Source organism: Psychrobacter frigidicola (genome assembly GCF_007997305.1).
GTDB classification, from domain to species: domain Bacteria; phylum Pseudomonadota; class Gammaproteobacteria; order Pseudomonadales; family Moraxellaceae; genus Psychrobacter; species Psychrobacter frigidicola.
This window is the reverse complement of sequence record NZ_VORZ01000002.1, coordinates 136,609-150,095: the sequence shown is the minus strand read 5'-3', so window position 1 is coordinate 150,095 and position 13,487 is coordinate 136,609. Positions and strand designations below refer to the sequence as shown.

Annotated in this window: 11 protein-coding genes; 9 read left to right on the top strand and 2 right to left on the bottom strand. The window is 43.8% G+C overall.

Annotated features, from left to right (window positions below):
- Nucleotides 1–64 precede the first annotated feature (64 nt).
- From ES754_RS07210 to ES754_RS07195, 4 genes are all read left to right on the top strand, one after another.
- Nucleotides 65–1,249 (top strand): methyltransferase, encoded by a 1,185-nt coding sequence (locus tag ES754_RS07210; protein WP_147223529.1) that lies wholly within the window; start codon nucleotides 65–67, stop codon nucleotides 1,247–1,249.
- Nucleotides 1,250–1,378: 129 nt separating this feature from the next.
- Nucleotides 1,379–2,317 (top strand): site-specific tyrosine recombinase XerD, encoded by a 939-nt coding sequence (gene xerD / locus ES754_RS07205; protein ID WP_147223528.1) that lies wholly within the window; start codon nucleotides 1,379–1,381, stop codon nucleotides 2,315–2,317.
- A gap of 56 nt (nucleotides 2,318–2,373) precedes the next feature.
- Nucleotides 2,374–3,291 carry a hypothetical protein gene (locus tag ES754_RS07200; protein WP_147223527.1) on the top strand — a complete coding sequence of 306 codons (918 nt, stop codon included), beginning with the start codon at nucleotides 2,374–2,376 and terminating at the stop codon, nucleotides 3,289–3,291.
- A 131-nt stretch (nucleotides 3,292–3,422) separates the two neighbouring features.
- Nucleotides 3,423–4,031 carry a class I SAM-dependent methyltransferase gene (locus ES754_RS07195; RefSeq protein WP_147223526.1) on the top strand — a complete coding sequence of 203 codons (609 nt, stop codon included), beginning with the start codon at nucleotides 3,423–3,425 and terminating at the stop codon, nucleotides 4,029–4,031.
- 127 nt (nucleotides 4,032–4,158) lie between these two features.
- Here the strand turns inward: ES754_RS07195 and lptG are convergent, their stop codons facing one another.
- Nucleotides 4,159–5,424: an LPS export ABC transporter permease LptG gene (gene lptG, locus ES754_RS07190; protein WP_147223525.1), complete on the bottom strand. Its 1,266-nt coding sequence runs from the start codon at nucleotides 5,422–5,424 to the stop codon at nucleotides 4,159–4,161.
- A complete protein-coding gene (locus ES754_RS07185) occupies nucleotides 5,424–6,713 on the bottom strand; it encodes an LPS export ABC transporter permease LptF (RefSeq protein WP_147223872.1) in 1,290 nt (429 codons plus the stop codon). Before ES754_RS07185 ends, lptG begins: the two co-directional genes overlap by 1 nt.
- Nucleotides 6,714–7,173: 460 nt before the next feature.
- On the opposite strand from ES754_RS07185, the gene ES754_RS07180 reads away from it, so the two are divergent.
- From ES754_RS07180 to ES754_RS07160, 5 genes are all read left to right on the top strand, one after another.
- Nucleotides 7,174–7,779, top strand: coding sequence for a cysteine hydrolase family protein (locus tag ES754_RS07180; RefSeq protein ID WP_147223524.1), 606 nt, complete (start codon nucleotides 7,174–7,176; stop codon nucleotides 7,777–7,779).
- Between the two features lie 220 nt (nucleotides 7,780–7,999).
- Nucleotides 8,000–9,649 carry a leucyl aminopeptidase gene (locus tag ES754_RS07175; RefSeq protein WP_147223523.1) on the top strand — a complete coding sequence of 550 codons (1,650 nt, stop codon included), beginning with the start codon at nucleotides 8,000–8,002 and terminating at the stop codon, nucleotides 9,647–9,649.
- Between the two features lie 6 nt (nucleotides 9,650–9,655).
- The gene (locus ES754_RS07170; RefSeq protein WP_147223522.1) at nucleotides 9,656–10,159 is read left to right on the top strand and encodes a DNA polymerase III subunit chi; all 504 of its coding nucleotides are present in this window, start codon (nucleotides 9,656–9,658) and stop codon (nucleotides 10,157–10,159) included.
- Between the two features lie 265 nt (nucleotides 10,160–10,424).
- A complete protein-coding gene (gene sstT, locus ES754_RS07165; RefSeq protein WP_147223521.1) occupies nucleotides 10,425–11,627 on the top strand; it encodes a serine/threonine transporter SstT in 1,203 nt (400 codons plus the stop codon).
- A gap of 588 nt (nucleotides 11,628–12,215) precedes the next feature.
- The gene (locus ES754_RS07160) at nucleotides 12,216–13,403 is read left to right on the top strand and encodes an MFS transporter (protein ID WP_147223520.1); all 1,188 of its coding nucleotides are present in this window, start codon (nucleotides 12,216–12,218) and stop codon (nucleotides 13,401–13,403) included.
- Nucleotides 13,404–13,487: the final 84 nt, after the last annotated feature.

Sequence of the window (13,487 nt, the reverse complement as noted above, 5' to 3'; positions counted from 1 at the left end):
CGCCAAGCTATCATGGCGTTATGGTAAACATATCATTCACAAGCTCATATTAAAGGTAGGTCGCGTGTTAGCAACAGAAAAGCAGTATGTACAGTGGTTTGAGAACGAAACCTTATGTCAGGCGCGGTGGTTATCTGAGAGCAAGCAAGTGCCGCCTGCACGTATTGTTTTGGTTGATGACAAAACCACCGCCGATGAGGCCTATCGTTTGGCTTGCGCGGGCACGTCCATGCTGTGGCAAGGTGACTTTCAGAATGCGCGGCAATTACTGCAAGCCCTCACTCGACGCATTGAAAGCAGTGAGCAGCGCAAAATTAGTAAAGCCGCCAAGAAGAATAAGTCTGCTAAATCTAAAGATGAAGTTTTGATGATACCTAATTTATTTCATCAACAACGCCAAGCCCAAGCCCAACGTTCGCGCATATTGAGCCGTTTACTATTAGCGCTTGATGCTGGCTATGTCAGCCAGTTACGTCGCGCTTCTGACGTGAGCGCCGCCTGTAAAGCTGCTTTTGGCCAGTTGGATGAGCCGTGCTTACTCTCGTTTCGTGACCTACAAGGGGCGTTAGGTGCAGCGGGTTGGCGCGCAAAAGGCGTACAGATTGACAGTTTAGACCTAGCGATTTTCCCACATTATGGCGTCTTTGCGCCAACCCGTCATGAATACGTGCAGCTGTTGCTCGATGCGCCATTGCCTACTGTGCATGATATCGCCTTCGATATTGGCACCGGCACTGGTTTGCTGGCCATTATCTTGGCGCAGCGCGGTGTTAAACAAGTGATTGCAACCGATTTGAATCCACGGGCGTTGGCTTGTGCAAGTGAAAACTTTGCGCGTTTAGGGTTATCTGCTGTGCAGTTGCAGCAAGCGGATTTATATCCGACGGATGTACCATTGGCTAATCTGATTGTTTGTAATCCACCGTGGTTGCCCGCTAAGCCCACCTCACCATTAGAATACGCCGTTTATGATGTTAATAGTGCCATGTTGCGTGGATTTTTGCATGGTGCAAAACAGCACTTAGCAGCGCAGGGAGAGGTTTGGTTGATTCTCTCAGATTTAGCGGAACATTTACAGTTGCGTAGTCGTGATGAATTGTTGGGCTGGTTTGCAGATGCTGGTTTAGAGGTGAAATACCGTCTCGATACCCAACCTAAACATGGTCGCAGCCAAGACGAGACTGACCCGCTATTTGCTGCGAGAAGTAGCGAAATCACTTCTTTATGGTGTTTGGTGTCTGAAACTTAAAAACCTCCTAACAAAATTTTATTAACACTTTATTATTTCTTTATTAATAGTATTAAGCGATAAAGTTAGGCGATAATTTTCTAAACGAATCAACTTATCCTGTCAAATACAACTACCGAGTATTGTCCTATGAGCCGCGACCGTGCGCTGCAACCGCGCCAGCCCAAAGCGTTGGCAATCGATGACGAGCCGACTTATATGACTGAGTTTCGTCAGGCGATGCTCGCTCATGGTTTGGCGACGCGTACGCGCAATGCTTATATCCGAGATTTACGGCGCTGTGAGCTGACATCACATAAGGCACTGACACTGTGGCAACCCGATGAAGTATTACATTGTTTATCCATCCTCGCCCAAGACGGCAAAACCCCACGTACCCAAGCTCGTATGCTCTCCAGTCTGCGTCAGTTCTATCTGTGGATGATTGCCAGTAATCTACGCGATGACAATCCGTGCGAGCGTATCAAAACCCCAAAGATTGGTCGTCCACTGCCTAAAGACTTGGCAGAAGCTGATATTGATAACTTGCTCGCTGCACCCGATAGTAGCACTGCACTTGGATTGCGTGATAAAGCCATGTTAGAGGTGTTATATGCCTGCGGTCTGCGAGTTAGTGAATTGGTTAATCTATCTATTGAACAAGTTAATTTGAATTCAGGCTGGCTACAAATCACAGGGAAAGGCAATAAAACGCGCTTGGTGCCTTTAGGAGAATATGCAGCAGAAGCGTTAGAGGATTATCTCACGCATGGGCGCGGGGATTTAATTGCCCATTTAAAAGCAGGCAACTGCCAAGCAGTATTTTTGACCACACAAGGTGGCTATATGACCCGGCAAAACTTTTGGTATCTGCTAAAGAAATACGCCAAAGTTGCCAGTATTGATAAAGACTTATCGCCGCATACCTTACGTCATGCCTTTGCTACCCATTTATTAAATCATGGTGCAGATTTACGTAGCGTACAGTTATTACTGGGACATAGTGATTTATCAACCACCCAGATATATACGCATGTGGCGACGGCTAGATTGCAGAAGTTGCATGCGGAGCATCATCCGCGGGGTTGATATAAGTATCTAAATTAGAATTAAATCGTCTGAGTTGAACCCACAGGAAATTAGTGATGGCTGTCTTTTTTCATATACTGTTAGCTATGTTATTTTTCATCATTATAAATTTCTTTGGTAAACAGTCATTAAAATCTGGGTATTATAGTTTGTCTTTTGATACTCAAGACACCTCTCCTTTTTTCAATATTCTCTATAAATCTTTTTCTCCTATTTTTCTTACTTTTATACTGTCCTACTTATTTTATATATCAGACCTTAAGAGTCTTAATAATAATATCTATATGGTAGTTCCTTATTATTTCATTCTAAGGACACTATTTAATATCTTTTCTGGTAGAGGAAAATTAATTAATTGGTCTAGAGAGATAGTTGTTGTTCTTATATCTCTTTTCATAATGTATGTTGTCTATATAAAATTAATTTTAGAAGGCGTATACCTTCTACCCGATAAACAAGAAGTAGCTACAGCGATGTGGTTAGGAATAATCGCTTTTATCTATAAAGCTATTAACGACGCTGACTTGCTTAAAGAAGATAATAGTCTGCGTAAAGATAGATATATCGAAACAAGGTATTCTCAGTTTGAACTGAAATATGGATATATAATAGATAGTGAAACAGTAGATACTACTGAACGCTTATTAGTATATGCGGTATTAATATATGAGAGCTTTAACAGAAGTAAACTACATAGGTTATTTGAAAGAACATTTTTTTTCACTGGAAAGATAAAGACTACTGGAATCATGCAGGTTCAATCGGATACATATCTTTCTGATTTTGAAAGTGTCAAAAAAGGTACTGATAAGCTGATAGCTAAGTATAGGGAAGAAACAGTCTCAAACTTCATTAGCAATGGATGTAATGATATTGATTCAGCTCTCAGAAACACTATTTTAAATTACAACCATGACAGTAACTACTATGATGAAATAGTAGGTATTATTGAATATGTTAGATATATAGAGTAATAGAAATTACGGTTACTCAGCGCAGCGTGAGTGCAAACCTCTCCTTTTCTCGTTACAATACCCGTCATAAAGTGCGCGCTGTTTTATTCTATCGCGCACTACCTTTTACTTATCCATTATCCGAGAAAACCATGAGCCATAGACCACCTAGCGATTTATTAGAAAAAGCCAAACACTGGCGCGAAGACATTAATTTTCGTCAAGACGTGCTGGGTAAGCCGTTTGATTTTGCGACCACGTGGGGCATTTTTTCACCACAAAAGCTTGATGATGGTAGCCTGATGCTGCTTGATTATGTGGATTTTCAGCAGGACGATGATTCGATAGATTTGGGCTGTGGCTATGGCGTATTGGGTATGGCGGCAGCGCGCGAGTGTCCGAACGGTCAGCATACCTTGATTGATAAAGACTTTATGGCGGTAGAATATGCGCGCCAAAATTGCGAAAAAAACGGTTTGTCTAATGTCGATGTGCACTTATCAAACGGTTTTAATCATGTCGATAAGGCAAAAGATTTTAGCTTAGTCATGTCAAACTTGCCTGCCAAAGTAGGCAAAGAGCAACATTATCTCTACTTTCTTGATGCCCATGCACGGATGCGTAAAGGCGGACGCTTTTATGTGGTAACGATTAACGGCTTGCGTCAATTTATGAAACGTTCATTTACTGAAGTGTTTGGTAATAGCGAAAAAGTGAAGCAAGGTAAAACTTATACCATTACGATGGCGACCAAAGATTAAGAAGCTATTGTTGAGTAACGAGGTTTAAGTAAAGCTTCAACCAATACGTTAAATCAAAAAAACCCCGCTAAATCGTAATGAATTTAGCGGGGTTTTTTAATACTTAAATCCCTAAAAATCTACCAATTTACATTTGCCGTTTTATCAAATAGCCACCCAACATGGTACTGCCAATAATCGGTAACAGCACCATCAACATCGGAGAGAACCCAGTAGCTAACGACACAAAGCCGACCAAGTCCTGAACATAGCTAAACAGTAAGCCGAACAATAAAGCCACCACAATGCGCAGTCCTAAACTGTGGGTGCGTAATGAGCCAAAGACGAATGAGCAGGCAACAATCACTAGCGATAAAATCGATAAAGGCGACAGTAGCTTTTGCCAAAATGCCAGCTCGTGGGTTAATGAGCGTTTACCTTGCTGACGCATAAACTGGCGGTGTTCATACAGTTGGGTAAGTGATAAGTTTTCAGCTTCCCGCGTGAGCAGATAAACCGACTCCGGTGCAAATGGCAGACTTAAGGTATCTGATGCTGCTTTGGCTTGGGTGCTATCAAAGCCTTCATTAATAGTCAGTTTGGTCATATTGCGCAGTTGCCACTCATAGCGATACTGCTCGCTAGCAATCGCACTGGCCTCGTTCATGACTTCACGGCCAGCATAGCGCCCGCCTTCGGCATGAACGGCGGTTTGTAGATTGCCATTATTGTCCAAATGCCAACGCTTGACCTCGCCGATATTGCCTTGTACATCGGCATAATCAATATAAAGAATATCACTGCCATCCGGTTGTACGTTTGCGGTATCCGCGCTGTTATTAACATTATTACTAGAGTTATTAGTAGTAACGCTGCTAACATTATCAGTGCTATCAGTCACTTTAAAGCGCGGTTGTACCGTCCAATAACCGCGCACTGAGGCGACCAGTGAGCCGCTGTCTTTATTGTTGATTTCATTGGCCAGCTGATTGCTATGCGGCAGTACAAATTGATTGATTACCAGTGCCAATAATACAAATACCAACGCGGGCTGTAATACCCATCCGACAATACGGTAAATACTGACCCCAGCGGCGCGCATGACTATCAGCTCGCTTTTATTGGCCAGCAGCCCTAAACCAACTACCGCACCTAATAGCGCACCGGTCGGCATAAACTCTTCTAAAAAGTAGGGCGAGCGATATAGGATATATTTAAGCGCATCGGACATAGTATAAGTGTCTGATAGCGAATCAAGCTCGGACAAGTAAGAGAATAAAACTTGTAAGGCCCACAGTCCCAATATAGCCGCGACAATGGCCAGTAGTGCATTAACTTTGACGTAACGTCCCAGCACTTGTAGATTGGCAGATTGTGAGTGAACCGTGTGAGACTTTGAGAACAAGGAGCGCATTATAACTGCCCTCCGTGTGAGCCATTTGGCGTATCAAGAGCCTCTTGTTGTTTGTCTTTGAGCCGTACGCGCAGACGATGCTGGATACGGCTGCCCCAGTTTAGATACAGCGCCAAGGCCATAAACCCTACTATCAGCCATGCATATGCCCATACATTAACGCTACCTTTACTCACGGCATTTTTCAGTGAGATAACCCCTAAAGCACAGCTGACAAATAATAAAATCGATGGGAATAAACGCAGCCAACGCCCTTGACGCGGACGTACTTGCGCCAGTGGCACAGCTAGCATCGGCGCAATAATCATCAGCCATGGTAACGCCAAGCGATAACCCAGCTCAGATTGGGCAGCACGCATGGCATTGACACTGCCCACTTCTGCGTTACCAGTCGCGGCTTGCCATAACGGTATAATGGCTTGGGTTTCGATGTTGTCTTCGGTCACTACCTCTTTAGAGGATTCCGATAAGGTAATGCGATAGCGATCAAAGCCAACTTGATTATACTTGCGGCTGCCTGCCCCTACCTCATAACGGCGCCCTTGAAATAAGTCCAGCTGAGTCACGCCGCTTGCGCCATTCTCAACTTGCTCCGCCCGCTTAGCTAAGGTAATGGTATCTTTACTAATCGATGTACTACTGCCATCAAGACGCTCAACCAATTCTTTAGGTAACTTATCATCCAAATTAGTGGTAGTAAGGTCTGCATCAGTATTGTCAGCATTGCTGCTGTTTATGTCGGTATTTTTCGCGCCCGAACCTTTTTCTTTTGGTTCGGATTGAATCAATATCACGTCTTGTAGCTGGGTTTTATCTTCACTCAGACTGCCCACAAACAGATGATAATTGCCACTGCTAATAAACTCATTCGGCCGGATTAAATCAAAGGCACTGGTCAAAGCCTGTTTTTGCCAGATGGTCTCAGAGGAGCGCACGCCCCAAGGTTTACCGACTATAGATAATGCCGCCTCACCTACAAACAATACTGATATCAGCGGTACCATTAACCGCGCAAGCTTCCCGCGTGAAACCCCACTGGCATTGATAACCGCCATTTCTTGATCGACATATAAGCGCCCGAATACCAGCATCAGCGCAATAAAAAATGCTAATGGTAGAATTAGCTCTAAAAAGTACGGCAAATTATAGCCAATAATGGTAAATAATAAGCTGATATCTAAGTTGCCTTCAGCGGCAATACCGAAATAGCGTATCAGACGACCGCCAAGCATGAGTACCACCAAAAACCCCAATACCAAAGCGGTGGTTGAAGCAACTTGTTGGGTCATATAGCGGCGTAATATCACGATAGGTACTCTTAGCAGTGGGCAATGACACGGTTAGTCGCGCCTATATCAAAATTGGTGGAAATTGTCAGAAATTTTGGTTGGATTTTAAAGCGCTATCAGGACACAAAAAAGGCTAATAGGCATAACTGCTAATGCTAGCATGTTTTTGTGAAAAATGACGCTGCAATGTGTTTGAAAACATTACCTAAGCCTTGCCGTCTGCGCACTTATTGGCGGACAGTTAACTTGATTGAGGCAAAACCTAACGGCAAGGGTTAAAGCATTGCGGTACGAATAAGGAGGTCACCATTAAGGGTTCACTGTATTTTATTCCCTACCATACAAGCGGCTTTGTATATTGTACGTATCATGCACTGCATAGTATTACGATTAATTGTTAGAATTTAGACCCATAGCACTTATTGCTTCCTATGATATGAATTACTTAACGGAGAATACAATGTCTACTCCTTCTACTTTACTTAAACTTGGCGGTGGTGAATTTGGCACCGTTAACTGGTCAAACTGCGCGCTGGTTTTAATTGATTTTCAGAATGAATACGTTGATGGTGCGATGCCTTTAGGGGAATTAGGTGCCAGCGCGACTGCCAATGCGCGACTGCTGCTTGATAAAGCCCGCCAAGATAGCATTCCTGTTTTCCATATTGCCCATCATGGTCAGGATAATGACAACGTATTTGACCCGTTATCATCAAAGGTAAATATTGTTGATAGCCTGCAACCACTTGATAGCGAAGAAACCATCGTCAAGATGCATCCCAATGCCTTTTATGACACCCCTCTGCAAGAACTTATAAAATCTGCTGGCAAACAGCAAATTGTCTTTGCCGGTTTTATGAGTCATATGTGCGTCAGCTCCAGTGTACGTGTAGCCTTTGATTTGGGCTTTGAAAGTTTTGTTTGCCACGATGCCTGCGCCACTCGCGACCTACCTGATGTTAAAGGCGACGTGATAAAAGCGGATGCTGTACATAATGCGGCTATGGCCGCACTGCAAGATAGATTTGCAGCTTTAGTAACAACTGATAAGCTGGTTAACGGTTAATCGCTGCTGCCGAATAAGAAAGTTAATAATAAATGACACTAAAGAAAATAGGAGAGCAACAGGCTCTGGAAACATTACCTAACCCTTGCTCACTGCGCACTTAGCACTGATATGCTACACTACGATGCTTGCTTGATAGGCTGACCTATTTAACTTCCATACCGTAGGTAGCCTGCCCACGCTTTTAAAAAACACATTCATCTAATAAGGATAACAACATATGAATATTAAATTAACGCAGCATTTGCCCCAAACCCATACTAAAAAAATTCTTAAAAAAGAAGCCAACGATAAAGACGCCTCTTGCCTCGTAGTTTTAATTGACGATAAAAAAAATATACTTGCTGAAACGGCTTTAACTGACTATCAAGCCCGTATTGAACAGCTGATTGAGGTTTCTCATTTTAAGGGCAAAGCCTGTGAGACCGTTGCTGATTATGCCTTAGCTGGTGATAAAAAAACGGCCAAACAAAACCCAGTCCAGTTATTATTGGTGGGCGTCGGTTGCCAAAACAAACTCAATCAAACGGTTCTGCAAAAAATCGCTAAAACTATTTATACCTCGACACAAAAACGTGTGGCTTCTATCACCGTTGCTTTAGGTAACGCGTTAGAAGAAGACGAGTTCGGTCAGTTTGCCCTTAACCTATTGGCAGCAAGCTACCGCTTTGAGAAATACAAATCTGAGCAAACCACACCAGTATTAACAGATACTTATTTGCTAGCTGACAAAGCCCTGCAACCTGCCTTAGACTTTGCTGAATCAGTATTTGCTGGTCAAAGTCTGACCCGCGACGTCGCCAATGAGCCGGGCAATATCTGCTTCCCAGCCTATATGGCAGAGCAAGCCCAAGAATTGGCCAAAACCTATCCTGACCTATTAAAGGTAACGGTACTGGGTGAAAAAGAAATGTCAGCGCTAGGTATGGGTTGCTTCTTATCCGTGTCTCAAGGCTCAACCAAAGAAGGTCAGCTGGTCATTATGGAGTATCAAGGCAAATCTAAATTCAGCGCCAACGCCAGTGCGCCATTTGCTAATAAAAAAGCCAGCACCAATGCCGCAAAAGTTAGCAGTGGTTTAAAAGCGATTACCAATAAACTACCACTTAAAGGTGCAAGTAAAAAAGCTGACAATAACGACAATGACGATGCGCCTATCGTATTAGTCGGTAAAGGCGTGACCTTTGATTCAGGCGGTATCTCCATCAAACCGGGTGCGGCGATGGATGAGATGAAATTTGATATGGGTGGAGCAGCCTCAGTATTAGGTACGATTAAAGCCCTATGCGAAGCACGTCTACCGATTAACGTGGTTGGCGCTCTTGCGTGTGCAGAAAATATGCCATCAGGTGACGCCACCCGTCCCGGTGATATCGTGAAAGCTATGAACGGCAAATCCGTTGAAATCCTAAACACTGATGCAGAAGGTCGCTTGGTGTTGTGCGACACCTTATGCTACGTACAGCGTTATAACCCATCCGCCATTATCGATGTTGCAACATTGACTGGTGCTTGTGTGGTTGCCCTTGGTCACGTGCGTTCAGCGGTATTCAGTAATGATGAAGATGTGTTATTTGCCCTAGAAAATGCCAGTGCGCAGTCGGGTGATTTGATTTGGCACATGCCGTTAGATGATGCTTATCAGCCGCAAATCGACTCGCCGATTGCTGATATCCAAAATATCGGTGGTAAAGCCGCTGGTGCCGTCACTGCTGCTTGCTTCTTAGCGCGTTTTATTGAAGACGGTCAAGCGTGGGCGCATTTGGATATTGCGGGTACGGCTTGGATCTCTGGCGCTGATAAAGCAGCAACCGGTCGTCCTGTACCGTTATTCATGCAATACTTAAAAAACAGCGCTGATATGGCTTAAACTTTCATGCAAATTAGTTTTTATGTATTAAGCAACAGTAAAGCCCAAGATATCTTGGGCTTTATTTGTCAGCTAACCCAAACTGCCCTGAACAAAAGCAGCCAATCGCTACTCATCCTTGCTGATGATGAGATGTTGCTTGGTGAACTTGATGAAGCGCTTTGGGCACAGAATGCTACCAGCTTTATTCCCCATCAACGTTTAATAGATGATAAAAGTGACAGGTCTACAGACGATGCTGAGGCTATTGATACAGAAACAGAAGTCATTATTAAAGAACAGCCTTTAGCACCGGTGCTACTCAGCACTTATATGCCAGAAGCATTTAAAGGTATTGTGATTAATACCACGGCGCGTCCAGTCAATGATTTTATGAGCGCCACCAACTATGCCCAACCAACGCGGGTGCTTGAGATTATCAAGCCTGATACCACAAGTGTGCAAGAAGGACGCGATAAATATAAGCACTATCAAAATTTAAACTATGAGCTAACGCATTTTAAAGTATAGCTGACATATTTTCCTGTCTTCCATAACGATACTTAACTCCCTTTCTATCTAGCTATATTTTTTATTTAACTCGTTCTCTAACAGACTCTTTCATCTCACATTTCAAACTTGCCATCACGGCCTTTGAACGCATGCACCTGCCTTATTACAGTAGGCGAATATCTGAAATAATGCTACCATCTGCCGATTATTATAGTATTGATATGACTTATTTTTCGTTAATGGTCTTTATCAAACTTTTACTAACTCAGTTAAAGGTGGAGTGATGCGTTCATTGATTGCGATGTACCAGCGAATAGGGCTAGTACCGCTGATTATTCTTGGCTTAATATTAGGGGTGTTAATCGGTTGGCTGGCGCCCGATATTGGCATTGCCTTGGGCTTGCTCGGTACTTTATTCGTCGGGGCGCTAAAAGCTGTGGCACCGGTACTGGTGTTTGTCTTAGTCATGGCGGCGATTAGCCAGCATCGTAGTGGTAATGAGGTCTATGTCAAACCCGTCATTATTATGTATATGTTCGGCACGTTTTTAGCCGCGCTGACTGCGGTGGTCGCAAGTATGTTATTTCCCACCAAGCTGGTATTAATCAATGCTACTATTGAGCAAGTGCCACCTGCTGACCTACAAGAAGTGCTGACCAATTTACTACTTAACTTGGTCGCCAATCCCGTCAACGCCATCGCTGAAGCCAATTATATTGGTATTTTAGCGTGGGCAATTATTATTGGTTTTGCTCTCAAGCACGCTAGTGACGCTACGCGCACAGTGGTCGGCGATTTTGCCGACGCCATCTCACAAGTGGTGAAATGGGTGATTGCCTTAGCACCATTCGGTATTTTAGGCTTAGTTGCCAATACTGTGGCGGTAACCGGATTTGATGCGTTGACCACCTATTGGCGATTATTAGAGGTATTGGTAGGCTGTATGCTATTTATCGCCTTAGTAGCCAATCCATTAATCGTCTTTGTTAAGACGGGTAAAAACCCATATCCGCTGGTATTTACCTGCTTGCGTGAATCAGGAATCACGGCATTTTTTACCCGTAGCTCAGCGGCAAATATTCCAGTTAATATGAACCTTGCAAGCAAGCTTGGTCTGCATGAAGATACGTATTCAGTCACTATTCCGTTGGGTGCGACTATTAATATGGCAGGCGCGGCAATTACGATTAACGTGTTAACGCTTGCAGCTGCGCATACACTGGGTATCGAAGTGAGCTTTGCATCCGCCTTATTATTAAGTATCGTCGCGACCATTAGCGCGTGCGGTGCATCGGGTGTGGCTGGCGGTTCATTATTATTAATCCCACTTGCCAGTAGCTTATTTAGTATCCCTAACGATATTGCCATGCAAGTAGTGGCGATTGGCTTTATCATTGGTGTGGTGCAAGATTCAGCTGAAACGGCGCTGAACTCATCGACTGATGTGCTGTTCACGGCAGCAGCTGACCCTAAATATGCGCGTTAAGTAGACTTAATATTTAACAAACTATTATTTATAGTGATAAAAAATTAATAAAAAAAAGGGCACTAACTGCCCTTTTTTTTGCCTAAAACTCGTAATTCTCTTACTAGTATTTAATCCAAAACTATTGTAACAAATAAACAAATCATCATATGTAGTAAGGGTTTCGTACTTAACAAAATGGTACAGGACATAGTGGGTAAGTTTTGAAAACACAGTTATACTGCACCTGTTTTGACAATACATACTATATTTACCAAGTCTGTTTATAAAATCTGTTTACAGATTCTGGTTACACGGACTAGCCTACCTTACTCTTAGCTTCTATAGCTTTGTCGGCGTCAATTTTAGTGCTTAATATCCTCTATTTATAAAAGACCATAATGTCTTGCTACCCTAACCAGTTATGGAAAGGGGTTTTTACCTATTATTAAAAGAAGTTAACATGAGCATTAATAGAAAAATGAACATTGCCAGCTTCACTTTCAATATATCCTGTATTACTCGTATAACCCACATGCCTTATATTATCCGCATGAAAACAAACGGTATAACTTCTATAGTCGCTATAACAATAGGAGCGCTGACTATATGAGTAACAACGATCATAAAGTGTCCGCCCCTGCTGTTTCTGGTTTACCTATCTGGAAGCTACTGGCCTTCACCTTGGCAGGTTTCCTCGCTATCATGACCGAAACCATGCCAGCAGGTCTACTACCACAAATAAGTGAGTCCTTAGGCGTATCAAAAGCGCTTGCTGGTCAGCTAATAACTTTCTATGCGCTAGGCTCAGTGCTAGCCGCTATCCCCGTTATCGCTGCTACCCGCAGTTGGAACCGCAGGCGGCTGTTCATGTTGGCGGTCGGGGCTTTGTTAGTATTTAATATTGTCACAACTTTATCCAGTAGCTATAGCATTATTATAGTGGCACGCTTTGCCGCAGGGATGGCAGCTGGGGTGATATGGGGGTTGTTACCTGGTTATGTGCTTCGTATGGTGGCAGACAATATGCGCGGGCGGGCATTGGCCATTACAGGTGTGGGTCAACCTATTGCGCTGGCCCTCGGAATTCCATTAGGAACTTGGTTGGGTCTGCTATTTGACTGGCGTGGGGTCTTTTGGATCATGTCAGCGCTAACCTTGTTATTGCTATTCTGGATACGGTTAGCGATACCGGACTTTGAAGGTCAGTCAGTTAAACAGCGCTTACCCATTAAGCGCATTTTTTTGATGCCAGGTATCCGTCCAGTGCTGCTAACGTTATTCGTCTGGATAACCGCTCATAATCTTCTTTATACCTACATCGAACCATTTTTAGTATCAGTCGGGCTGGCAGAGCGCGTGGATGTAGTGCTACTACTGTTCGGCATTGCGGCTATGGTAGGAATCTGGCTGACTGGATTATTAGTCGATCACTGGCTACGTGCCATGGCTTTGATAAGTCTGAGCGGATTTGCAGTAGCGGCTTTAATATTGGGCTTTTCCAGCGGCTCAACGGCACTTGTTCTAGTGGGCATTGCGATATGGGGGCTCACCTTTGGCGGCGCACCGATACTACTACAAACCGCTTTGGCAGGGGCAGCGGGTAAGAATGCCGATGTGGCACAGTCGATGTTTGTGACGATATTTAATTTAGCAGTCGCGGGCGGCGGGGTGGCAGGTGCGCTGCTATTGCAGCGTATTGGCGCAGTGTCCTTTCCGTGGGCAGTGCTCGCGCTGGCGTTACTTGGCTTATCAATCGTGTGGACCGCCAAAAACAATGGATTTAGGGCGAAGTAATCATCGGAACGCTATGATTTAACGAGGACCGGAATGGTTTAAGTAACAATTTGAATAAGTTATTGATAAAATAAAAAGGGCATC